The 22,424-nt window shown below is 40.8% G+C and carries 21 protein-coding genes, 2 tRNA genes and 3 rRNA genes; 12 read left to right on the plus strand and 14 right to left on the minus strand.

Going from position 1 to position 22,424, the window contains the following annotated elements; all coding sequences use genetic code 11:
* The first annotated feature begins 80 nt into the window (after positions 1–80).
* Together radC and G8E00_RS13660 are read left to right on the plus strand one after the other, a co-directional pair.
* Positions 81–770: a RadC family protein gene (radC, locus tag G8E00_RS13655; protein ID WP_166012170.1), complete on the plus strand. Its 690-nt coding sequence runs from the start codon at positions 81–83 to the stop codon at positions 768–770.
* Positions 771–870: 100 nt separating this feature from the next.
* A complete protein-coding gene (locus G8E00_RS13660) occupies positions 871–1,782 on the plus strand; it encodes a bestrophin family protein (protein WP_166012171.1) in 912 nt (303 codons plus the stop codon).
* Positions 1,783–1,908: 126 nt separating this feature from the next.
* Here the strand turns inward: G8E00_RS13660 and G8E00_RS13665 are convergent, their stop codons facing one another.
* Positions 1,909–2,760 carry a PHP domain-containing protein gene (locus G8E00_RS13665; RefSeq protein ID WP_166225454.1) on the minus strand — a complete coding sequence of 284 codons (852 nt, stop codon included), beginning with the start codon at positions 2,758–2,760 and terminating at the stop codon, positions 1,909–1,911.
* A gap of 46 nt (positions 2,761–2,806) precedes the next feature.
* On the opposite strand from G8E00_RS13665, the gene G8E00_RS13670 reads away from it, so the two are divergent.
* The 4 genes from G8E00_RS13670 to mnmC are packed head-to-tail and all read left to right on the plus strand — an operon-like array spanning position 2,807 to position 6,271.
* A complete protein-coding gene (locus G8E00_RS13670; protein ID WP_166012173.1) occupies positions 2,807–3,421 on the plus strand; it encodes an inner membrane-spanning protein YciB in 615 nt (204 codons plus the stop codon).
* Positions 3,422–3,451: 30 nt separating this feature from the next.
* Positions 3,452–3,757, plus strand: a complete 306-nt coding sequence (locus G8E00_RS13675) for a YciI family protein (protein WP_166012174.1) — start codon at positions 3,452–3,454, stop codon at positions 3,755–3,757.
* 1 nt (position 3,758) lies between these two features.
* Positions 3,759–4,313, plus strand: coding sequence for a hypothetical protein (locus G8E00_RS13680; protein ID WP_166012175.1), 555 nt, complete (start codon positions 3,759–3,761; stop codon positions 4,311–4,313).
* 38 nt (positions 4,314–4,351) lie between these two features.
* Entirely contained in the window at positions 4,352–6,271 is a 1,920-nt protein-coding gene (gene mnmC / locus G8E00_RS13685) for an FAD-dependent 5-carboxymethylaminomethyl-2-thiouridine(34) oxidoreductase MnmC (RefSeq protein ID WP_166225457.1), read from the plus strand.
* 96 nt (positions 6,272–6,367) lie between these two features.
* Here mnmC and G8E00_RS13690 read toward each other — a convergent pair whose 3' ends face one another.
* Complete coding sequence (locus G8E00_RS13690; RefSeq protein WP_166012177.1) at positions 6,368–6,679, minus strand: rhodanese-like domain-containing protein; 312 nt, start codon at positions 6,677–6,679, stop codon at positions 6,368–6,370.
* Between the two features lie 91 nt (positions 6,680–6,770).
* Between G8E00_RS13690 and G8E00_RS13695 the strand changes: the two genes are divergently transcribed.
* From G8E00_RS13695 to G8E00_RS13705, 3 genes are all read left to right on the plus strand, one after another.
* Entirely contained in the window at positions 6,771–7,259 is a 489-nt protein-coding gene (locus tag G8E00_RS13695; RefSeq protein WP_166012178.1) for a YajQ family cyclic di-GMP-binding protein, read from the plus strand.
* A gap of 43 nt (positions 7,260–7,302) precedes the next feature.
* A complete protein-coding gene (locus G8E00_RS13700) occupies positions 7,303–7,806 on the plus strand; it encodes a DUF4442 domain-containing protein (protein WP_166225460.1) in 504 nt (167 codons plus the stop codon).
* 142 nt (positions 7,807–7,948) lie between these two features.
* The gene (locus G8E00_RS13705) at positions 7,949–8,467 is read left to right on the plus strand and encodes a nuclear transport factor 2 family protein (RefSeq protein ID WP_166225463.1); all 519 of its coding nucleotides are present in this window, start codon (positions 7,949–7,951) and stop codon (positions 8,465–8,467) included.
* A 56-nt stretch (positions 8,468–8,523) separates the two neighbouring features.
* Here G8E00_RS13705 and G8E00_RS13710 read toward each other — a convergent pair whose 3' ends face one another.
* Genes G8E00_RS13710 through G8E00_RS13720 form a run of 3 tightly spaced genes read right to left on the minus strand, consistent with a single transcriptional unit; the run spans position 8,524 to position 10,295 of the window.
* Complete coding sequence (locus G8E00_RS13710; protein ID WP_171522293.1) at positions 8,524–8,967, minus strand: acyl-CoA thioesterase; 444 nt, start codon at positions 8,965–8,967, stop codon at positions 8,524–8,526.
* Positions 8,967–9,398 carry a thioredoxin TrxC gene (gene trxC, locus G8E00_RS13715; RefSeq protein WP_166012182.1) on the minus strand — a complete coding sequence of 144 codons (432 nt, stop codon included), beginning with the start codon at positions 9,396–9,398 and terminating at the stop codon, positions 8,967–8,969. Before trxC ends, G8E00_RS13710 begins: the two co-directional genes overlap by 1 nt.
* Complete coding sequence (locus G8E00_RS13720; protein WP_166012193.1) at positions 9,399–10,295, minus strand: alpha/beta hydrolase; 897 nt, start codon at positions 10,293–10,295, stop codon at positions 9,399–9,401. It lies immediately after the preceding gene.
* Between the two features lie 134 nt (positions 10,296–10,429).
* On the opposite strand from G8E00_RS13720, the gene G8E00_RS13725 reads away from it, so the two are divergent.
* From G8E00_RS13725 to G8E00_RS13735, 3 genes are all read left to right on the plus strand, one after another.
* The gene (locus G8E00_RS13725; RefSeq protein ID WP_166225466.1) at positions 10,430–10,765 is read left to right on the plus strand and encodes a TIGR01244 family sulfur transferase; all 336 of its coding nucleotides are present in this window, start codon (positions 10,430–10,432) and stop codon (positions 10,763–10,765) included.
* Positions 10,758–11,183 carry a beta-lactamase hydrolase domain-containing protein gene (locus tag G8E00_RS13730; RefSeq protein WP_166225469.1) on the plus strand — a complete coding sequence of 142 codons (426 nt, stop codon included), beginning with the start codon at positions 10,758–10,760 and terminating at the stop codon, positions 11,181–11,183. The genes G8E00_RS13725 and G8E00_RS13730 overlap by 8 nt, the downstream gene beginning before the upstream one ends.
* Positions 11,184–11,460: 277 nt before the next feature.
* A complete protein-coding gene (locus tag G8E00_RS13735; RefSeq protein WP_166225472.1) occupies positions 11,461–12,840 on the plus strand; it encodes a dihydrolipoyl dehydrogenase in 1,380 nt (459 codons plus the stop codon).
* 170 nt (positions 12,841–13,010) lie between these two features.
* Here G8E00_RS13735 and G8E00_RS13740 read toward each other — a convergent pair whose 3' ends face one another.
* The 9 genes from G8E00_RS13740 to G8E00_RS13780 all read right to left on the minus strand — a co-directional run bounded on the left by G8E00_RS13740 (position 13,011) and on the right by G8E00_RS13780 (position 22,352).
* Positions 13,011–13,349 carry a hypothetical protein gene (locus G8E00_RS13740; protein ID WP_166225475.1) on the minus strand — a complete coding sequence of 113 codons (339 nt, stop codon included), beginning with the start codon at positions 13,347–13,349 and terminating at the stop codon, positions 13,011–13,013.
* A gap of 256 nt (positions 13,350–13,605) precedes the next feature.
* Positions 13,606–13,720: ribosomal RNA gene (gene rrf / locus G8E00_RS13745) — 5S ribosomal RNA — on the minus strand.
* A gap of 183 nt (positions 13,721–13,903) precedes the next feature.
* Positions 13,904–16,794, minus strand: a 23S ribosomal RNA gene (locus G8E00_RS13750).
* Positions 16,795–17,249: 455 nt separating this feature from the next.
* A tRNA-Ala gene (locus G8E00_RS13755) sits at positions 17,250–17,325 on the minus strand.
* A 74-nt stretch (positions 17,326–17,399) separates the two neighbouring features.
* Positions 17,400–17,476 (minus strand) — tRNA-Ile (locus tag G8E00_RS13760).
* A gap of 61 nt (positions 17,477–17,537) precedes the next feature.
* Positions 17,538–19,075 (minus strand): 16S ribosomal RNA (locus G8E00_RS13765).
* The 16S, 23S and 5S rRNA genes sit together here with 2 tRNA genes alongside, the layout of an rRNA operon.
* A 465-nt stretch (positions 19,076–19,540) precedes the next feature.
* Complete coding sequence (locus G8E00_RS13770) at positions 19,541–20,611, minus strand: DUF6670 family protein (protein ID WP_166225478.1); 1,071 nt, start codon at positions 20,609–20,611, stop codon at positions 19,541–19,543.
* Between the two features lie 19 nt (positions 20,612–20,630).
* A complete protein-coding gene (pssA, locus tag G8E00_RS13775) occupies positions 20,631–21,452 on the minus strand; it encodes a CDP-diacylglycerol--serine O-phosphatidyltransferase (protein ID WP_166010981.1) in 822 nt (273 codons plus the stop codon).
* 42 nt (positions 21,453–21,494) lie between these two features.
* On the minus strand, positions 21,495–22,352 hold the full coding sequence (locus G8E00_RS13780; protein WP_166010983.1) for a 23S rRNA (adenine(2030)-N(6))-methyltransferase RlmJ: 858 nt from the start codon (positions 22,350–22,352) through the stop codon (positions 21,495–21,497).
* Positions 22,353–22,424 lie beyond the last annotated feature (72 nt).

Here is a 22,424-nt window from a genome sequence, read left to right on the forward strand (position 1 = left end):
ATAGCATTAAATATTTATCAACCCAAGTGATTCGATGGGCAATCATCAAAAAGTAGAATAAATTAAAACAGTGAATAATAATGAATAAATCAATAAAACAATGGCCTGAACAAGAACGGCCGAGAGAACGACTTCTGAGTCAAGGTGCGCAGAGTTTATCGGATGCTGAGTTGCTGGCAATCTTTTTACGATCAGGTTCACAGCAACATTCAGCAGTCGAACTTGCAAGAATTTTACTGCAACATTTTGGCGGATTAAGCCCAATCTTTGATGCATCACTCCAAGACTTAAGTCAGTTTCATGGTATTGGTGCAACCAAATATTCTCAATTAATGGCAGTGAAAGAGCTCGGACGGCGCTATTTAAATTATCATGTCAATGAAGGCACAGACCTCAGTCAATCTTCATTAATGTGTGATTATTTACGTTATGAATTGCTCGGTGAACGGCAGGAAGTATTTGCTGTGCTGTGTTTAGATGCACAACTTCGAAAAATTAATTTTAAAAAACTATTTTATGGTGCATTGAACCATTGTGACATTTCGATAAATACCTTGCTTCGCCATGCCATTCATCATCATGCCACCGCAATTGTGATTGCACATAACCATCCTCAAGGGAAGGTCAAACCTTCGCCTGAAGATTTACAAGTGACCCAAGACATTTCACAGGCATGTGCACTTGTTGAAATTAAATTGATCGATCACATCATCATTTCGACCAGTGATTCGTATTCCTTTGCGGAACATGGTTTTATTCAAGCGAGATAAAATATGAATTCGAGTATTCTTAGCCGTATTTCTTTGAAATAGCATTGACAAGTTTCTTTGAAGTGGTGAAGATCAATAAAAAATTATAGACCTCACTTTCATGATTGTTCGTGATCAAAGCGATACCTTAAAATTATTATTTTCATGGCGTGGAACGATCTTACCCAAAGTCCTTCCACCCCTCGGTTTTGTCATGCTGATTTCGGCCATTGTCGGTGGTATCGAGTTTATTGACTTATATCGTTTTCCTGAAATTCCACTGGTGGGATTCACATTAATTGGTGTTGTCCTTTCGATTTTTTTAGGCTTTAAAAATAGTGCATGTTATGACCGTTGGTGGGAAGCTCGAAAACTTTGGGGCATGCTAATTGCCAATGCTCGACATTTTGACCGAGACTGCCGTATTTTCCCTCAAGGTCGACGGGAAAGAATTATTCATCATGTGATTGTTTTTGCTAATGTCCTTCGTGATCGCTTACGTCATCAGACTGTTAGTCCAGACGTTTTACAACAAACCAGTGGCATGAGTCCTCAGGCATTAACTCAGCTTTATCAACAAGCCAATGCACCCCAATATACTTTAAGTCTGATTCAATGGGAGCTGATGCAAGCGCTGAAAGAAGGTGAAATTTCCGACATCATTTACACCCAAATGAATGCACATGTCACTGAATTAAGTTTAGTGCAAACAGGCTGTGACCGAATTGCGACGACGCCTCTTCCCTTTGCTTACTCAGTTTTGCTGAATCGTACGGTTTACTTTTTCTGCTTTATGCTGCCTTTTAGTTTAGGCTCTGTTTTAGGTTTGGTAACACCGCTGTTGGTGGGTATTTTAGCCTATACATTTTTGGGACTTGATGCCTTAAGCTCTGAAATCGAAGAGCCTTTTGGTACACAAAGTAATGACTTACCTTTGGACTCTATGGTTCGTACTATTGAAATTGAACTGCTGGGGACTTTAGGAAAACCCACACCACCACCAATTCAAGCCCAAGATCATAACTTGCTTTGAAGCAACACTTTGGTTTTGCAGGCTGATTTGACTGATTGATGACAATAAAAAACCTTCTATATGAGAAGGTTTTTTATGTTTTAGACTCTTTATTTTGAAAGACCTTTAAATTTTTTATTTAAAGTTTTATTTAAAACTTTCCCAAATGCCGACTTGACCTTCTTTGACACGCGGAATATTGCCCAACTTGATCCATGGCATGTTGTCGCCATGAAAATCACTGCCGACTGAGACTTTTAAATTAAATTGCGCAATCATCCGATCCACCATTTGACGTGTTGAAGCGGGTTCTATTGCAGGTGGAAGCTCTACAGCATCTCCACCATATTGAGCAAATAGTTCAATCAGACAGCGAACATTGGTGGCGGATAAATCATAACGAGTCGGATGCGCCAATACTGCAAAACCTTGGCTTTCATGAATCACACGAATGGTTTCTTCTAAGCCTAAACCATCAAATTTAACGTAGGCTTTTTTACCTTCTTTGATGTATTTATCAAAGGCTTGCTGTGGACGCGCAACAAAACCTTTTGCCACCAGCACTTTTGCAATATGGGTACGAGTCACACGGTCAGGCACATGATCGACCAAAGCCAAGACATCTTCATAAATATCGACATTGATCAATGGAAGCAGTAAATCACAAATCTGCTTTGCACGCTCTGCACGTATTCTTTTTTGTTGTTGTAGCAGCTGATATAGCGGCTCTGGATTTTGCATATTTAGGGCCACAATATGCACACCATAGTTTTTATTGGTGGTTGGTCTGGACCATTGGCTGGAAATTTCAACGCCAGAAATGATTCGAATCGGATGATCAAGTGCTGTTTGTTCGGCTTGAAACAATCCGTCCATGGTATCGTGATCAGTCAAAGCCAGTGTATGAATGCCCTTTTCCAAAGCTGCTCGCACAAGTAAGTCTGGAGCAAGCGTTCCATCGGAAATATTACTATGTGTATGTAAATCGACACCAATCATAGTTTGTATTATGCTATGTCACCTAACTTAGATTACGTACTGTAGCATGAAAGCGCTATTTGACTACCTACCAATTATTATCTTCTTTTATTTTTATAAAACGACAGATCCAAAAAATAATCATCATCCATTGCTTGAATTAATCGGAAGCTCTGGCAATACCGATCAAAACCATATTCTTGTTGCCACCTGTGCGTTATTGATTTCGACATTGGTTGTCTATGGTTGTTTATTCTTTGCACAAAAATTTAGACTGGAAAAAATGCAATGGTTTATTGTCATTATGTCTTTGATTTTTGGTGGAATAACGCTTATTTTTAGTGATGTAACCTATATTAAGCTTAAAGCAGTGATTTTAAATGTAGGAATTGGCCTAGGTTTTTTAATCACGCCATATTTCAACAAAGAACGCTTACCCATTATTCAAAAAATGCTGGGTTCGATGTTGGACTTAAGCCCTAAAGGATGGATTCGTTTGAATTGGGCATGGTGTGGGCAGTTCTTTTTATTGGCCGCATTGCATTACTTCTTCGGCTTTTTATATATGCAAGGTAAATATTGGGGAGAATTTACCGCATTTGGCGATATTATCGTATCGCTTACTTACCTTGCTGTTATATTATTTTGCTTACGAAAGCACTTTAAATCTGCAGAAGAATAATGTGCATTCTTAATCAATTGAGATCAAATCATGCCTTTATTTGTAATTACCTGTACCGACCATGAAGGTACTTTAGAAAAACGCCTTACTGTACGTCCTCAACATCTGGCACGTTTAGAAAAACTCGATGCTGAAGGTCGAGTCATTGTGGCTGGTGCAATGCCTAAAGATCGTGAAAATCCACAAGCTGGTTTTTATGGTAGCACCCTTATTCTTGACTTTGATACACGTGAAGAATTAGATGCATGGATTGCAGAAGAACCATTTTTAAAAGAAGGCATTTACGCCAGCATTGATGTCAAACCATTTAACAAAGCACTACCACATGGAAAGTAAGATGCGAATTGTTATTCGAACATTGTGTTGTATACCATTGCTTTGTTCAACAGCTTGGGCTGTTGAACAATCAAGCACAGCCGTTCCTTTGTCTGGAACAGAACATTCAACCACTGCTGTGATTAATCAAACCACTCAAGTCATTAAAACCGTAGCCAATCAAACAGCGCAAGTAGTTAAAGTTGCTGCTACTGCGAATACAAGCACTGCAATTCCAAATGCAAATGCTGCTCCGACGACAACAGATACTGAGAATAAACCACTCACAGCTGAGCAAATTGCCAAGCAAAAAGCGCTCAATGATGCAAAAGTTAAAGCATTGGTCAAAGATCAAGCCACTCGATTACAAGAACTTGAAAAAGCCAATTTAGACGCATTGTCACAAAATCAAGAATTACAATTGAAAAATGACAATTTGGGGGTACAAATTGAAGTTTTACAAAGTGAACGTAGCGCACAGATGTTTATTTACGGGGCTGCAACTATTGCAGTGGGGATTTTCTGTGGATTCTTAATGGCAAGTTATATCTACACCAAACGTCGTCGCCAATGGTAATGACTCAAATTTCTTGCATGTTTTAAAGGTTAATTGTTTTGTCTAAAGCCATACAAACTGCCGATTTAAATTGGCAGTGTATTGATGGAATTGAAATTCCTGTTTCAAAAGCGTTTGGGGATGTCTATTTTTCAAAAGACAATGGTCTACTCGAAACACGCCATGTTTTTATTGATGGCAATGACTTACCCTCTCGCTTAGCCGATTTATCAGATTTTGAATATTTCAGTGTTGGAGAGACAGGTTTTGGAACAGGACTCAATATCCTAACTTTATGGCAACTTTGGCAACAGATTCGACCAAACAATCACAGTCATTTGCATGCCATTTCTGTGGAAAAATTTCCGCTGAAAAAGTCAGATTTAGTTCGTGCTTTGAATGCTTGGCCTGAACTTAAGCCATTGGCAGACCAACTCATCGAAAAATACCCGCTCCCGATTGCAGGCTGTCATCGTTTATCATTTCCTGAAGAGCGCTTTAGCATTGACCTATGGTTAGGTGATGCGCATGATATGTTCCCTGAAATGGTCAAAACCCACACCGTCAATGCATGGTTTCTCGATGGTTTTGCTCCATCTTGTAATCCAGACATGTGGGAAGCGCATGTTTTAAATCATATTATTCGCTTATCGGATTATGGAACGACTTTCGCTTCATTTAGTGTTGCGGGTGTTTTAAAACGAGGCTTGAAACAACATGGTGTCAGTATTTCCCGTCCACGTGGTTTTGGACATAAACGTGAAATGCTTAAGGGCATTTGGCAGGCACCCGAAGTATCTAAAGCATTAAATCCCAGTTTAGATGTCGAACATTCGGCTGAAAAAAAAAATGCTCAAATCGCTAAACTCACTCAAGCACGTCAAATCGCCATTATTGGCGCAGGAATAGCAGGTTTATCATGTGCCTGGGCGTTTGCTCAACGTGGGCATCAAGTGCGCATTTATGACCAATCAGCGCCTCTAGCAGGGGCATCTGGCAATCCTTTGGCATTATTAAATCCAAAACTCTGCCCAATTGAACAAGCGTCTGAACATTTGATGACTTTGGCATGGCAACATGCACTACGACATTATCAAAAATTTGAGGCTTTTCGCGCGATTGAAGTCAATCAACTGGCACTCAAAAATGCGGATGAGCTACTCCAGCTTGCAGAACAATATCCTGAAGGAATTTTAGCAGCTCGATCAGCGTCACAAAGTCGTGTTGAAACTCAATTTGAGAGCTTAACATTGACTCAAGCTGGTGCTGTCTCTCCACATCAACTTAAAGATCAAATCCTTCAACATCCGCTTATCACGTTTCAACACGCTCAGATTTCAAATGTCTTGCAATACGGTGATCGAGTAAAACTCTTTCAAGATAAAAATGAAATTGATCAAGCCGATCATGTCATTGTCTGCACGGCCATCAACAGCGGACAATTTTTTTCAGATTACCCAAAATTAAAACCCATTCGTGGACAGGTCAGTTGGCTCAACAACCATAATAATCCCTTAAAACCAGATCAAGCCTATAGTTATGGTGGATATTGTATGCAATTGGATGATGATCATTTAATTTTAGGTGCATCGTTCTATCCAAATCGTGATGATGATGATGTCTTAGCTGAAGATCATGTGCATAACTATGATCTTATCCACAGTGTCTTTCCAAACTATGCACAAAAATTAGCACCAGTTGATGAATGGCATGGACGTGCTTCAGTTCGCGCTCAAAGTTTGGATTATTTTCCATTGTTGGGTAGATTCAATCACCAAGATCAAATATATACCTTGGCAGGTTTAGGCTCTAAAGGATTTTTATTTGCTCCACTGTGTAGTGAAATTTTAGTGGCTGAAATTTTGGGGGAAGCGTGTCTAGTTCCGAGCTCGTTATTTAAAAAATTGAGCGTGACTCGTTTTCAGAAAAAAGTTAAACAGAAAAAACCTTATTATCAAAAGACATTGCCTAGAAGCTAATGTTATCAGCCATACTCAGATAAACAGCTTAAATGCGTGCTGATTAAAATTTCTTTTATATTTATTTACAAAAAAGCGCCTTTCGGCGCTTTTTATTTAACTTTGTTCTAATGCAATACCTGCATCACGAACAGCACGGGTGCCCCCCATCAGAACAACGTACTCACGGGAGCTATCAAAGCCATCGAGCTTTTCAGCCGCGCGTGGTGCTTTGCTTCCGCCACCACATAGGATGTATATCGATTGATCCGAAGCCACCTGAGTCAAACTTTCTGGGGTTAATGCGTCAATGGGCTTATTTACGGCCCCTTTCACATGCCCTTCAGCATAAGCTTTTGCATCACGAACATCCCAGATAACAGCATTTTCTGGGAACTCAAATGTTGTAATTTCTTGTTTACGGATCATTGTGCACTCCTTTGATGTAAACAACACTTGGCAAATGAAGAAAACATCCCTAGCATCTCAGATATTCTTTCCCTTTGTAAAGGTCTAAACTATGCCTTCTTTCGATATTGTATCTGAATTAGAAATTTTTGAAGTTAATCATGCAGTTCAAAACACTGAAAAAGAGATTGCAACGCGTTTCGATTTCCGTGGTCAAGACGTCAAAATTGAACTGAGTGAAAAAAATAAAGAAATTAAAATCTCAACTGAGAGTGATTTCCAATGCGAGCAAGTCTATAACATGCTGGAAAATCATTTCTTCAAACGTAAAGTTGATATTCAGGCACTTGATCCACAAAAAATGACTGCTTCAGGAAAAAATGTCATTCAAGTGATTAAATTGAAAGATGGTCTTGACTCAGATACCGCAAAAAAAATTAATAAAGCCATTAAAGAAAGTGGCATCAAAGTGCAATCTTCAATTCAGGGTGATAAGATTCGTGTGACTGATAAAAAGCGCGATACATTACAACAAGTTATGGCGTTCTTAAAAGAACAACAATTTGGTATCCCACTACAATTTAATAATTTCAAAGATTAATCTCTTTTGAATAAAACATAAAACCAAACATAGGAATGTTGATATGACTCAGACCAACCGTTTATCTAAACTTGTTAAAGCGACTTCAAAATTTCCCAAAGGAATTCGAAGCACTGTACTAAGTAAAGTGTTTGGTCGAGTCGTTCCTATGGTGGGTACAGCCAAGATTCGTTATTTGGAAGTCAGCCATTCAAAAGTTGTAGTCAAACTCGAAAACCACAAAGCTATGCAAAACCACATCGGTCAAGTGCATGCCTGCGCAATGGCACTTATTGCGGAAACAGCAACAGGTTTTGTAACTGGCATGAATGTCCCAGATAGCTCAATCGTGCTCATCAAAAGCCTGCATGTCGATTTTAAACGTCCATCCAAAGGTGCGTTGACTGCTACAGCTACGCTGACAGATGAACAAATCAATGCCATGCAACATAGTGATAAAGGTGAAACCTTAGTCAATGTCATCGTGACAGATGAATCTGGTGAAGCACCCATTCAATGCCAAATGCTCTGGGCTTGGGTGGCTAAAAGTTCACTGAATAAATCTTAAAATTCACGCAATAAACTGTATTTGAATACTATTACACTTACCTATAAGTAAGTGTAATTTTTACAAAAAATCATTTTTTTATAGTGGAAAATGATGTTCAATCAGCTCAAAATATAAGCTTAAAAAAATATTGAGCCTAACAATGAATATAATTTCTTTACAAAAAACGCTAGTCCTGTCTTCCCTCGCTTTGTCCCTTTTCTGTGTTGGATGTAGCAATCATCCACAACAAGTGGCTGCTGCCGTAACTGGAAACACCCTAGACGCTATTTCTGCACAGCAAACAGCTGAACGTAATAAAAAGATCGTCACAGATTTTTATGAAGGAGTATTCATTAAGCATCAAGTTAAAGAATATTCAGACCTATACATTGGCAATCAATACATTCAACATAATCCGCATGTACCAGATGGTAAAGCACCCTTTGTTGACTACTTCACAGGATATTTTAAACAAAATCCAAAAGCTAAAAATGTGATTAAACGTGCTGTAGCTGAGGGAGATCTGGTCTTTTTACACGTACATTCAACTGAAAATGAACAAGATCTTGGCGTGGCAGTGGTCGATATTTTCCGTGTTGAAAACGGTAAAATTGTTGAGCATTGGGATGTTCAGCAACAAGTTCCTGAAAAAGCAGCCAACACCAATACTATGTTTTAAGAAAACCCAAATATAAATAAAAAATCCCAATGATTTATTGGGATTTTTATGCGACCTTAAGCCGATTGTGATTCTAAAAATTTTTGCTTCACATCTTCCGGAATTTGACGCTTTCCACCTTTCACATCCACGGCAACAAAGGTAAATACCCCTTCTGTTACGCGTTTTGCTGGGCGTGAGCTATCATGACTATCCCAAACCTCAATTTGCATTTGAATTGAAGTATTGCCCACTTTTAAAATTTTGGTGTAACACGTAATGACATCACCCACTTTTACGGGAACTAAAAATGTCATTTGGTTAATTGAAATCGTCGCACAACGTCCCTTACTGAAACGCTCTGCGTGAATTGCTCCAGCCAAATCCATTTGTGAAACAATCCAACCACCAAATACATCACCACTCCAGTTGGTATCTGCAGGCATAGCAATGGTTTGAAGGGAAAGTGTACCTTCTGGGCTTACATGAGTATCTGACACATTAACTCCGGAATTTGACATTAGCTGTGAGCATTTAATTGTTGATCTAACCATTCTTGCAACTGATTAGCACGTAAAGCTCCGCTTATTCTAGCAAGTTCGTTGGTTTTATTCATCAAAACTAAAGTGGGAATACTGCGTACATTAAATGCACTACTTAAACGTGGATTTGCTTCAGTATCAATTTTAGCAAAAATCACCTTTGGATTATGTTTCGCAACTTCAGCAAAATGTGGCGCCATCATTTTACATGGACCACACCATTCCGCCCATAAGTCGATTAAAATCGGCAAATCACTATGGGTGACGAAAGTACTAAAATTTTGTTCATTCAATTCTATTGGAGCAAGTGGAATTAAGGGTTGATGACATTGACCACAACTGGGCTGAGATTCAATTTTTTCTTCAGGAACACGATTTTTCGCATGACATGATGGGCAGACAATAATCATTTAACTCACTCCAATATAACGTTCTAAAAACTTTAATTGAGTTGAAATTGCTTTTTGCAACCATGGTTCATGATAAATATCAAAATGTGACATATCCCATTCAATATAATCTGTATTTGTTGCCATATTGGTTGCGAGCTCACGGCACAAATGGATCTGAGTCAGCTGATCATGTCTTGCCGCAATGAGTAATACTGGTTTATGTAAATCCGTGCAATATTGTATTGGTCGAAAACGTGCCAATTGGAAAAAAGCACGCGCGGGTACTTCCCCACTCCAGTAATAATCAGGATTAATAATTGACATATATCCCTGATATCCATCTTTGCAGGGAAAGAAGCTCAGTGCATAAGGATGAACCACTGGAAAAGTAATCGGTTTTAATCCAATTTTACTGCCCATATAGTCTTGGCTCGATAATTTTAGTGCTTTGGGAAGTTGCTTGATGGGGAACAGTTTCATGCTCTCAACGCCATCTAAGTAGGGTACTTGAGAGATGACTGCAAAGATATTTCGAATTTCAGCCGCTAATTTTAAGACATAACCACCACTGAGTCCTGTGCCCCAGAGCACAATATGGTGAACATCTAAATCTTTCTGCTGAGCAGCATAAGCGATGACTTTTTGCCAATCTTCCAATTGCCATTCTAATGAAACTAATTCACGTGGCTGACCTGTACTCCCTCCCCAACACCGATAATCGAAAAGGATGACTGCATAACCTGCCTGAGCAAATTTTTGCGCATAAGGAATCAATTGAAAATGACGTAAACCTGCAAATCCGTGTGCCATAATGATGACAGCAGGTTTATGGATATTCTGAGGACGATAATAATCACAAGCAATGGTGTCATCACCACTTTGAACATAAAGCGGCTCAACCCTATAGGTATACATTTTCATTTCATTGCACTCCCTGCATGAAATTTTCATTATTTTTTAAAATTTATTCTGATTGGCTCACCTCACAAAACGATGCTTAGTGCTATGATATTAGCATATCCATTTTATCAGATCGTGGGAGTGGCAAAATGAGTGATAATGTTGGCTTTGCAGGTCAAATTGCCCCTGAACAACTAACTCAAGTTGCAGAAAAAGGCTTTAAGTCTGTCATCAATAACCGTCCTGATATGGAAGGTGGTCCAGACCAACCAACCAGCGCACAAATTGAAGAAACTGCACGCGCTCTGGGTATTGATTATGTTTATCAACCGGTTGTTGCGGGTCAAATTACTGAAGTTGATGTTCGTGCTTTTGCCAATCACTTCAATGAACTTCCAAAACCTGTTTTAATGTTTTGCCGTACAGGTAATCGTTCAAACAATCTCTATCAAATTGCAAAACAAATGGATCTTTTAGATGACTAAAAGCGCTATTCGTTGTTTGCTTTGTAGCGTTTTATTCGTGACTTCAACATTTGCATTTTGTAACACTGACACCTTAAGTCGCTCACTGAATGACCGTGTCAGTGTAACAGGGCAAATGACCACTGAAAAATTTAAAAGCTTGCTTGATCAAGGTTTCAAATCGGTCATTGTAAATCGTCCAGATCATGAACAAGGCAATACTATTACAGCCAATGAGCTTAGAAATATTGCCGAACAATCGCATGTCAGTTTGATTTACCAACCTGTCACTTCGGGGCAAATTACAGACAGTGATGCTCAAGAATTTGCGAAATATTACAACAGTCTACCGAAACCTATACTATTAGTATGCAAATCTGGAAGTCGTTCAACAGTATTATTTAATCGAGCAAAATCATTGGGTCTGTTAAATGAATAAATTGATTGTTCTTCTTATCTGTAGTTTTATATTGGCCAGTTGTAGCTCTATGAATGTACGTCCAACGGTGGGTGTCAACGTCGGTGCTGGTCTATAAATAAAAATGACGCTTTTAGCGTCATTTTTTTATGTGTTAGAATTTAATCTACACAAGAAGATGCGCACATTTTTTCATTTTAACTTTAATTTTTATTGTATATAAATCATTACAAAGCAATGCTCACTTCGGCGTTATTTTTTATATAGTAGTAGATCATGAGTCTAAGAAACAAAATCTATGTACGATATTATTATTATCGGTGCTGGAACAGCAGGCATTGCAGCTTATAAAGAAGCGATTAAGAAAACACAAAATATTTTAATTATTAATGATGGCTCATGGGACACAACCTGTGCTCGGGTCGGTTGTATGCCAAGTAAAATCTTAATCTCCACCGCCAATCGTGTTTATGATATTCAACATGCAGATGAAGTTGAACTCACTGTAAAAGCTCAAATTGACACATCTCATGTCATGCAACATGTGCAAAGCCTTCGTGACCGTTTTACCAAAGCCACATTAAAAGATGTAAATAGCTGGGAAAAATCGCATAAGATTTCTGGTAAAGCTGAATTCATTGATGCCCAAACAGTTCAAGTAGCAAATCAAAAATATCAAGCCAAAAGTTTTATTGTTGCAGTAGGCTCTACACCAAGTTTTAATCGTGAATGGAAAGAATCACTTGGTGATCTACTCATCACATCTGACCAAATCTTCGAACTAAATGAACTACCTAAACGACTTGCGGTAATCGGCAGTGGCGTGATTGCGATTGAAATAGCGCAAGCTATGCACCGTCTAGGCGTTGAAACAACGGTTTTTGCACGTAGTGAAAAAGTCGGTTCTCTAACCAGTCCAACATTGCAAAAAAATGCCATTGAAGTACTGAGTAATGAATTGAATATCAAATTTAAAGTTCTGCCTGAACATGTTCAAAAATACCGAAATAAAGTTAAAATTGAATTCACTGAGCATGGTCAATCTCAACAATTAATCACGGATTATCTATTAGTCGCTACAGGTCGTGACAGTTTATTAAACACCCTAAAACTTCAGAATATTGATACTTCATTTTCAGATATTACAAAACTTCCAATTGACCCGCATACTAAACAACTTGCACAGCTCCCAATTTTTGTTGTCGGTGATGCATTTACATCAACCCCCATTCAACACGAAGCTGCACATGAAGGACGTCAAGCTGTTCAAAACTGTTTAAACTTTTCTAAACTAAAAAATATTAAAACACTTACACCCTTAGGCATTATGTTCAGTTCACCTGAAATGGCTGGCGTAGGACAGAATTTCAAAAGCTTAACCCATCAAAAAACAGCTTTTGTCACTGGTTATGCCTCTTATGAAAAGCAAGGTAGAGCAATAGTCAATGGTAAAAATCAGGGTGGTGTTGAAGTCTATGTTGATATCAAAACTAGAAAGCTCTTAGGTGCCGAACTTTTTATTCAATCTGCTGAACATCTTGCACATTTACTGGCATGGATGGTGGGGCAAAAGTTAACAGTAGATGAAGTCTTGGATAATCCATTTTATCATCCAACCTTAGAAGAAGGTTTACGTACAGCTTTAAAACATGCCAGACGGCAGCTTAAAGCAGTCTAAAAGCCAGCTTTACCCATTGGTTAAGATTGATTAGCTTGGTCAATGCCAGATTGGCAAACAGCTTCTAGATACAAGATATCAATTATCCTTTCAGCAATAGTACTGGAACGGTTTAATTGATATTTGCATATATTTAAACTTACAAAAGCCGCAGATGAGTTTTTTTTGCACTAAACTTTTGCAAACCCAATACCAATAACAAGCAAGATACATAATAAAATTAAGATAATGACCTGACTGACAATGGAAACCAACAAGCTTTTTTTAAAATTTTCGATTGAGAGAATAAACTGATAAACCAATGCTGAAATGAATATCATCACGATAAAAACAACCATCTCATTTTGAAGTTTTTTAATCAAAAATGCTTGAATGACCCCATTTAAAATGATGGCGCAAATGATACTCAAAAAATTTGTTCTTTCTGCACCAAATTTTTCAGCAACGATCTTAACTGGAAAATAGATAAGCAACATTACAAGTAAAAAGAAAAGTAAAATTCCCAGCATGATTTAACCCCAAATTAAATTATTTTAAATTATCAATATTTTATCCATAAAAAGAATAAAACTTAATCATCATACTGGATTCTAATTCTCATTCCATTATTAAAAATTTATAGTTTATGGAACTTACATTACAATAAATACTCCCGCTAAATCTCATGCTAACTACTTCACTCAATTATTCGCATAAACATTCCATAAAAAAAAGGCCTAAAAAAATCCCCCTCTACATTTTCGTAGAGGGGGATTTCGAATAATGAGCTGGCGATGACTTACTCTCACATGGCAAACGCCACACTACCATCAGCGCGAAGAGGTTTCACTTCTGAGTTCGGGAAGGGATCAGGTGGTTCACTCTTGCTATTGTCGCCAGCACAACTGTTTATGGATACTCGCTTAGTCTTACCTTTATGCTAAGTGTTTTTCCAAATGAGTGATTAACAGAGATACTTGAGTTTCTTTAATTCGTTCAGTTTAGCGCTTTATCTAACTAAATCAAGTTTGATCGTTTGATTTCGAATCAATCGAGCTTTATACAACAACTGTTTGGGTGTTGTATAGTCAAGCCTCACGAGTAATTAGTATTGGTCAGCTTCACATATCACTATGCTTCCACATCCAACCTATCAACGTTGTAGTCTTCAACGGCTCTTTAGAGGACATATAGTCCTTGGGAAATCTTATCTTGAGGTAGGCTTCCCGCTTAGATGCTTTCAGCGGTTATCCCTTCCGAACATAGCTACCCGGCGATGCGACTGGCGTCACAACCGGTACACCAGAGGTTCGTCCACTCTGGTCCTCTCGTACTAGGAGCAGATCCTCTCAAATTTCCAACGCCCACGGTAGATAGGGACCGAACTGTCTCACGACGTTCTAAACCCAGCTCGCGTACCTCTTTAAATGGCGAACAGCCATACCCTTGGGACCTGCTTCAGCCCCAGGATGAGATGAGCCGACATCGAGGTGCCAAACACCGCCGTCGATATGAACTCTTGGGCGGTATCAGCCTGTTATCCCCAGAGTACCTTTTATCCGTTGAGCGATGGCCCTTCCATACAGAACCACCGGATCACTAAGACCTACTTTCGTACCTGCTCGACTTGTGGGTCTCGCAGTTAAGCGCGCTTTTGCCTTTATACTCTACGCGTGATTTCCGACCACGCTGAGCGCACCTTCGTACTCCTCCGTTACTCTTTAGGAGGAGACCGCCCCAGTCAAACTACCCACCAGACATGGTCCTCGCTCCAGATTATGGAGCAGAGTTAGAACCTCAATATTACCAGGGTGGTATTTCAAGATTGGCTCCATCGCAACTAGCGTCGCGACTTCAAAGCCTCCCACCTATCCTACACAAGTAAGATCAAAGTTCAATGTCAAGCTGCAGTAAAGGTTCACGGGGTCTTTCCGTCTAGCCGCGGGTACACCGCATCTTCACGGCGAATTCGATTTCACTGAGTCTCTGCTGGAGACAGCGCCCCCATCATTATGCCATTCGTGCAGGTCGGAACTTACCCGACAAGGAATTTCGCTACCTTAGGACCGTTATAGTTACGGCCGCCGTTTACTGGGGCTTCGATCAAGAGCTTCGCTTACGCTAACCCCATCAATTAACCTTCCAGCACCGGGCAGGCATCACACCCTATACGTCCACTTTCGTGTTTGCAGAGTGCTATGTTTTTAATAAACAGTTGCAGGGGCCTGGTTTCTGTGGCTGTCAATAGCTCATCCCGCAAGGGGAATCACCGTCGACAGCGTACCTTCTCCCGAAGTTACGGTACCATTTTGCCTAGTTCCTTCAGCAGAGTTCTCTCAAGCGCTTTGGTCTACTCGACCTGACCACCTGTGTCGGTTTCGGGTACGATTCCTGTGTAACTGAAGCTTAGAGACTTTTCCTGGAAGTATGGTATCAGCCACTTCGCTAATAAATTAGCTTGCTATCAGTTCTCAGCATAGAGTACCCCGGATTTGCCTAAGATACATGCCTACAACCTTTCACCTGGACAACCATCGCCAGGCTGACTTAACCTTCTCCGTCCTCTCATCGCATTACACAGAAGTATTGGAATATTAACCAATTTCCCATCGACTACGCCTTTCGGCCTCGCCTTAGGGGTCGACTCACCCAGCCCCGATTAACGTTGGACTGGAACCCTTGGTCTTTCAGCGAACGAGTTTTTCACTCGTTTTGTCGTTACTCACGTCAGCATTCGCACTTCTGATACCTCCAGCAGACTTCTCAATCCACCTTCATCGGCTTACAGAACGCTCCCCTACCACTTGCAATAAATTGCAAATCCGCAGCTTCGGCACATAGTTTTAGCCCCGTTACATCTTCCGCGCAGGCCGACTCGACTAGTGAGCTATTACGCTTTCTTTAAAGGGTGGCTGCTTCTAAGCCAACCTCCTAGCTGTCTATGCCTTCCCACATCGTTTCCCACTTAACTATGATTTTGGGGCCTTAGCTGGCGGTCTGGATTGTTTTCCTCTTGACTACGGACGTTAGCACCCGCAGTCTGTCTCCCGGATAGTACTCATTGGTATTCGGAGTTTGCATCGGTTTGGTAAGTCGGGATGACCCCCTAGCCGAAACAGTGCTCTACCCCCAATGGTATTCGTCCGAGGCGCTACCTAAATAGCTTTCGGGGAGAACCAGCTATCACCAGGCTTGATTAGCCTTTCACCCCTATCCACAAGTCATCCCCTGGCTTTTCAACGACAGTGGGTTCGGTCCTCCAGTTAGTGTTACCCAACCTTCAACCTGCTCATGGATAGATCGCCTGGTTTCGGGTCTACACCCAGCAACTAAACGCCCTATTAAGACTCGATTTCTCTACGGCTCCCCTATGCGGTTAACCTTGCTACTGAATGTAAGTCGCTGACCCATTATACAAAAGGTACGCAGTCACCGAACAAGTCGGCTCCCACTGCTTGTATGCATGCGGTTTCAGGATCTATTTCACTCCCCTCACAGGGGTTCTTTTCGCCTTTCCCTCACGGTACTGGTTCACTATCGGTCAGTCAGGAGTATTTAGCCTTGGAGGATGGTCCCCCCATATTCAGACAAGGTTTCACGTGCCTCGCCCTACTCGACATCATCATATCAGCCCTTTCGTGTACAGGACTATCACCTACTATGGTCGCACTTCCCAGAGCGTTCCACTAAAGCTGATATGACTTAATGGGCTTTTCCCCTTTCGCTCGCCGCTACTGAGGGAATCTCAATTGATTTCTTTTCCTAAGGGTACTGAGATGTTTCACTTCCCCTCGTTCGCCTCGTATGACTATGTATTCATCATACGATACCGACCTTTGATCGGTGGGTTTCCCCATTCAGAAATCTTCGGATCACAGGATATTTGCCGCCTCCCCGAAGCTTATCGCAGGCTATTACGTCTTTCATCGCCTCTGACTGCCAAGGCATCCACCACATGCACTTAATTACTTGACTATACAACCCCAAACAGTCGTTCATCCCTACAAGCAGGATAAGCAACAGATCAACCAATTTCTTAGTCAATCATACAGTTGGCGTCTGTGCACTTAAGCACTATACAGCTTCAATTAGATTCATATACCAAAACGCTTGATTCAGTTAATTTCTCTCAAACTCACTTAACTTGCGTTACTTCGTTTCCGCTTTTGTATGAGTTTGAACAAATTATTTCAACTCAAATATATTCTGTTAATGATTCACCACGTCTTCGTCAGATCGTGGTCAACTGTGATAAATCACAGAAGTTAACAAGACGCGCATATTACGCTAACTTCTTATTAAATTCTATAATCTACGACTTCGTTCGATTAAAGCCTGCGCAAAGCAGTACTTATATGATCAAACACTACGCGCAGCGTAGCTGCTTGTCTTGCGTTTCGACAAAGCGTTGCTTTGTTATTTCGAAACTCTGGTGGAGACTAGGAGAGTCGAACTCCTGACCTCCTGCGTGCAAAGCAGGCGCTCTACCAACTAAGCTAAGTCCCCAGCTTATCATCTATAGATTCGATATATCTTTACGCTCTGTTCGCCTCAGTACTTTCATACTGCGTTAGTCAGAATGGTGGGTCTGACAAGACTTGAACTTGTGACCCCACGCTTATCAAGCGTGTGCTCTAACCAACTGAGCTACAGACCCTCAGATACATCTTCATGAAGAACAACTTGTTGTGGATTCTTACCAATCGTCAATCTTTCGTTAAGGAGGTGATCCAGCCGCAGGTTCCCCTACGGCTACCTTGTTACGACTTCACCCCAGTCATCGGCCACACCGTGGTAAGCGTCCTCCTTACGGTTAGACTACCTACTTCTGGTGCAACAAACTCCCATGGTGTGACGGGCGGTGTGTACAAGGCCCGGGAACGTATTCACCGCGGCATTCTGATCCGCGATTACTAGCGATTCCGACTTCATGGAGTCGAGTTGCAGACTCCAATCCGGACTACGATCGGCTTTTTGAGATTAGCATCCTATCGCTAGGTAGCAACCCTTTGTACCGACCATTGTAGCACGTGTGTAGCCCTGGTCGTAAGGGCCATGATGACTTGACGTCGTCCCCGCCTTCCTCCAGTTTGTCACTGGCAGTATCCTTAAAGTTCCCGGCTTAACCCGCTGGCAAATAAGGAAAAGGGTTGCGCTCGTTGCGGGACTTAACCCAACATCTCACGACACGAGCTGACGACAGCCATGCAGCACCTGTATGTAAGCTCCCGAAGGCACCAATCCATCTCTGGAAAGTTCTTACTATGTCAAGACCAGGTAAGGTTCTTCGCGTTGCATCGAATTAAACCACATGCTCCACCGCTTGTGCGGGCCCCCGTCAATTCATTTGAGTTTTAGTCTTGCGACCGTACTCCCCAGGCGGTCTACTTATCGCGTTAGCTGCGCCACTAAAGCCTCAAAGGCCCCAACGGCTAGTAGACATCGTTTACGGCATGGACTACCAGGGTATCTAATCCTGTTTGCTCCCCATGCTTTCGTACCTCAGTGTCAGTATTAGGCCAGATGGCTGCCTTCGCCATCGGTATTCCTCCAGATCTCTACGCATTTCACCGCTACACCTGGAATTCTACCATCCTCTCCCATACTCTAGCCAACCAGTATCGAATGCAATTCCCAAGTTAAGCTCGGGGATTTCACATTTGACTTAATTGGCCACCTACGCACGCTTTACGCCCAGTAAATCCGATTAACGCTCGCACCCTCTGTATTACCGCGGCTGCTGGCACAGAGTTAGCCGGTGCTTATTCTGCGAGTAACGTCCACTATCTCAGAGTATTAATCCAAGTAGCCTCCTCCTCGCTTAAAGTGCTTTACAACCAAAAGGCCTTCTTCACACACGCGGCATGGCTGGATCAGGGTTCCCCCCATTGTCCAATATTCCCCACTGCTGCCTCCCGTAGGAGTCTGGGCCGTGTCTCAGTCCCAGTGTGGCGGATCATCCTCTCAGACCCGCTACAGATCGTCGCCTTGGTAGGCCTTTACCCCACCAACTAGCTAATCCGACTTAGGCTCATCTATTAGCGCAAGGTCCGAAGATCCCCTGCTTTCCCCCGTAGGGCGTATGCGGTATTAGCATCCCTTTCGAGATGTTGTCCCCCACTAATAGGCAGATTCCTAAGTATTACTCACCCGTCCGCCGCTAGGTTAGGTAGCAAGCTACCTTCCCCCGCTCGACTTGCATGTGTTAAGCCTGCCGCCAGCGTTCAATCTGAGCCATGATCAAACTCTTCAGTTTAATACTTCGTAGCGCCTTAAAGGGCGCCAATCTTGGCTCATCAATTTTCTGACATTAATTTCTCAAATAAACTTCGAGTAATTTCTACCATCAATCAATGAAAATAATTTCGATCAATCAACCAGTAAAAATCCACACAAGTTGTTCTTCATAATCTCTTAATGATCTTCTTGTTACTTCGTCAGTAGCAAGCTAGGTCGGCTATATTACTCTCTATCTCTAGAAAGTCAACCAGTTCAACTAAATATTTTCCTTAACAAATCATCTTTTTTAAATCTTTAAAATCTCTCGCAGAAATCTTAAATCATTCAATCAAGTTATTGATTTATCAGAAGTTTTATTTAACATCACCGCCGATGGATGTGCATTCTACAGCATTCCACATGCGTTGCAACCCCCATTTTCAAGAAAAAGTACTGCTTGATTATTTATTCAACAAAAAGTGCATATTTATCGTTTTTTTAGCTATTTTTTAAGCGCACATGGTGCAATTTGCATGATTTGTTGCTGCAATTTTTCAGTTTCATCTTTTTCTTGCCACTTTAAAGGTCGACAATCGATATATTCACAATAACCAGAACTGCCCTCTTCGGTCTCATCATCAATCTGTACTTGATAACTAAAACTTCCAACAAAGCCCGCAGCAAGACCAAATTTAAAATCACCACGGCTTTCACATTGGATGATTATTTTTTTCTTGTTTGTTTCAAAACACCATTCAAACATTCGCGGCAAATACATCTCTTGCCCATTGGGTGTGGTGACTTTGGGATAAACCCGGTGCACTCTGAAATAAACATAATCATCGAACAGCTCAACGGTGCTCTGACTAAAATTTTTCAAATATAAGCGTGACTGTACAATTTGATTAAAACCATTTCGAATATGGCTCAGAAGCAATTGACGTTGATTGGATAGATTAATGACTTGATATGTAAAAAAGTGTAAGGGTAAATAAGGAACATTGACTGAACGTGCATATTCAAAAGCACCAAATTGATCAATCTCGTAATGTTGATCTTTATATTTGAGTTGACCTTGGCAATGACACATCAATGACCAATGATCAAATAATCCTATTCTTAATTTAGAAAATTGCGACAACAATGGCTGAAGTTCAATATCAAAATCAAAACTCAGCTCATCATCTTTACGATTTAATTTAAATTTAGGAACTTGCCCCGTTAAAAGTGCTTCATCTGCAAATTGATAATAATCATCTCTCAGCTGGCAGTCTTTTTCCAATGAATAATGGTGTGCATGCCCCACCATATGTGGACTGATGGTAGCAAGAGTGGAAACTGTATCTAATGCTGTCGTTTGAATTGCTGAATCATTTCGCAACATTGGGACATTGGGCTGACCAATTAATGTTGAAAAATTGAAGTAATGAAGTGGAGCGTTTAAATCTGGAAGGATCAATGCTTGATGAATGATTTTATAACGTCCTTTCGGCGCATGAAAATCAAGCTTCAAAGGAAATGGAGCTTGATCGAGTTGTTGTGATTCTTCAGATAAGTTCATGAACAACTGCATATCGAGCTCCTTTTCTTATCTATATATTTTGATTCCTTGCTAAGAAGGTTGTTACAAATCCTGAGAGCGCATAGATGATTGAGATCACCAAAATACCCACTGGAATGTTGTAAGTGATCGCTGCAAATATAAATACAGCAATCGGTAAAACGACAAACGGAACGCGCTTACGGTCTACAGTCTTAAACGAATAATATTTAATGTTGGAAATCATCAACAAGCCAACGGCAACAATCAGAACCGCATTCCAAACTTGAATCCCTGTTTCTTTTAAATCAAATATAGCAGGGAAATCACGTCCAACCCAAACCATACTTATAATCATAATCGCTGCGAGCGGACTTGCAACACCAATAAAGTAACGTTTATCGACAACCCCAATTTGCACATTAAAACGAGCTAAACGAAATGCTGCACAAGCGGTATAAACAAAACACGCAGCCAAACCGATACGGCCCAAATCATGCAAGCTCCAGCTGTACATTAAAATCGCAGGCGCAACACCAAAGGCTAAAAGATCTGATAAAGAGTCGTACTGCTCACCAAATGCACTTTGTGCGCCAATCGCACGTGCAACACGACCATCTAAACCATCTAACAGTGCAGCCAGAAAAATCGCATAAATAGCTTGAGTAAAATCACCATTCATACTGGCAATAATGGAATAGAATCCCGACAGCAATGCTGCTGTCGTGATTAGATTCGGCCACAGATAAATCCCACGACGTTTGACCTTTTGTCCTTCTTGAGTGTGTTCTTCTTCTTCCACCTCGAAAGTGATGACATCAAAAGCGATGTCTTTTGTAGAAGTTTCACTCTCAGGTTTATTTATATTTGTCATTCTCGTCTATCCTAGCTGTAACCTTATCTTCTAAATTTTGTCTTATTCGCCAACTAACCAACGAACCGCAGCATGTCCACCATTTTCACTCATGCGTAAATGTGGGAACAACCACTGCAATGCTTCGTCAGCATCTTCAGAGAACTTCCATGGTGGATTAATCACCAACAAACCACAACCATTTAAACCAACAGGCGTGTCATCAGGCCATACACAAATTTCGCAAACCAATTGGCGACGAATTCCTGTTTTCATCATTTTCTTTTCAAAACGATCAATCATTGCGCGATCTTTAATCGGATACCAAACTGCAAATACACCTGTAGGCCATTTCTTATAAGCAGCAACCAACAACTCTACAAGTTGTGGGAAATCCTTACGCTCAAGCTCATAAGGTGGATCGATCATCACCAAACCACGTTTTTCTTTTGGTGGAATCACACCCAACAAACCTTCGTAAGCATCACGCTCATGCAAACCAGCACGACGATCACGAATGTTCATATAGAGCTGTTGAAATACATCACGTTGCATTTCAAAAATTGTCGCTTTATCTATTTCACGCATACCTTCTAAAGCAAACCAAGGTGAGCCTGGATAAGCTCCTTTACCTGAAGCTTGACGCATGTCCTCAACAATTTTCAAATATTGTTGAACACCTTCTGGTGCTTGACGCTTGATTGAATCATCAAGTTTCACCAAACGATGAATACCATTTAAAAATTCACCAGATTTCTGCGCAGCTGAAGTCGATAAATCGTATTTACCAGCACCGCCATGCGTATCGACATAGCGATAAGGTTTATCTTTTGCATTGAGACGTGATAAAAGTTGCAGCAATAACACATGTTTCATGACATCGGCAAAGTTGCCTGCATGGAAATGGTGACGATAATTCATGTTCAGATAAATTCCTAAGTTCAACGCACATTTTAGCACGAAAAAATATTTCTTCACTGCACTTCGATTACT

This window comes from Acinetobacter shaoyimingii, from assembly GCF_011578045.1.
In the GTDB taxonomy this organism is placed as follows: Bacteria; Pseudomonadota; Gammaproteobacteria; order Pseudomonadales; family Moraxellaceae; genus Acinetobacter; species Acinetobacter shaoyimingii.

Bases quoted from the DNA above. Each gene is read 5' to 3' on its own strand.
- radC (WP_166012170.1), top strand. From the start codon at position 81: ATGAATAAATCAATAAAACAATGGCCTGAACAAGAACGGCCGAGAGAA.
- G8E00_RS13660 (WP_166012171.1), top strand. From the start codon at position 871: ATGATTGTTCGTGATCAAAGCGATACCTTAAAATTATTATTTTCATGG.
- G8E00_RS13665 (WP_166225454.1), bottom strand. From the start codon at position 2,760: ATGATTGGTGTCGATTTACATACACATAGTAATATTTCCGATGGAACG.
- G8E00_RS13670 (WP_166012173.1), top strand. From the start codon at position 2,807: ATGAAAGCGCTATTTGACTACCTACCAATTATTATCTTCTTTTATTTT.
- G8E00_RS13675 (WP_166012174.1), top strand. From the start codon at position 3,452: ATGCCTTTATTTGTAATTACCTGTACCGACCATGAAGGTACTTTAGAA.
- G8E00_RS13680 (WP_166012175.1), top strand. From the start codon at position 3,759: ATGCGAATTGTTATTCGAACATTGTGTTGTATACCATTGCTTTGTTCA.
- G8E00_RS13690 (WP_166012177.1), bottom strand. From the start codon at position 6,679: ATGATCCGTAAACAAGAAATTACAACATTTGAGTTCCCAGAAAATGCT.
- G8E00_RS13695 (WP_166012178.1), top strand. From the start codon at position 6,771: ATGCCTTCTTTCGATATTGTATCTGAATTAGAAATTTTTGAAGTTAAT.
- G8E00_RS13700 (WP_166225460.1), top strand. From the start codon at position 7,303: ATGACTCAGACCAACCGTTTATCTAAACTTGTTAAAGCGACTTCAAAA.
- G8E00_RS13705 (WP_166225463.1), top strand. From the start codon at position 7,949: ATGAATATAATTTCTTTACAAAAAACGCTAGTCCTGTCTTCCCTCGCT.
- G8E00_RS13710 (WP_171522293.1), bottom strand. From the start codon at position 8,967: ATGTCAAATTCCGGAGTTAATGTGTCAGATACTCATGTAAGCCCAGAA.
- trxC (WP_166012182.1), bottom strand. From the start codon at position 9,398: ATGATTATTGTCTGCCCATCATGTCATGCGAAAAATCGTGTTCCTGAA.
- G8E00_RS13720 (WP_166012193.1), bottom strand. From the start codon at position 10,295: ATGTATACCTATAGGGTTGAGCCGCTTTATGTTCAAAGTGGTGATGAC.
- G8E00_RS13725 (WP_166225466.1), top strand. From the start codon at position 10,430: ATGAGTGATAATGTTGGCTTTGCAGGTCAAATTGCCCCTGAACAACTA.
- G8E00_RS13730 (WP_166225469.1), top strand. From the start codon at position 10,758: ATGACTAAAAGCGCTATTCGTTGTTTGCTTTGTAGCGTTTTATTCGTG.
- G8E00_RS13735 (WP_166225472.1), top strand. From the start codon at position 11,461: ATGTACGATATTATTATTATCGGTGCTGGAACAGCAGGCATTGCAGCT.
- G8E00_RS13740 (WP_166225475.1), bottom strand. From the start codon at position 13,349: ATGCTGGGAATTTTACTTTTCTTTTTACTTGTAATGTTGCTTATCTAT.
- G8E00_RS13770 (WP_166225478.1), bottom strand. From the start codon at position 20,611: ATGCAGTTGTTCATGAACTTATCTGAAGAATCACAACAACTCGATCAA.
- pssA (WP_166010981.1), bottom strand. From the start codon at position 21,452: ATGACAAATATAAATAAACCTGAGAGTGAAACTTCTACAAAAGACATC.
- G8E00_RS13780 (WP_166010983.1), bottom strand. From the start codon at position 22,352: ATGAATTATCGTCACCATTTCCATGCAGGCAACTTTGCCGATGTCATG.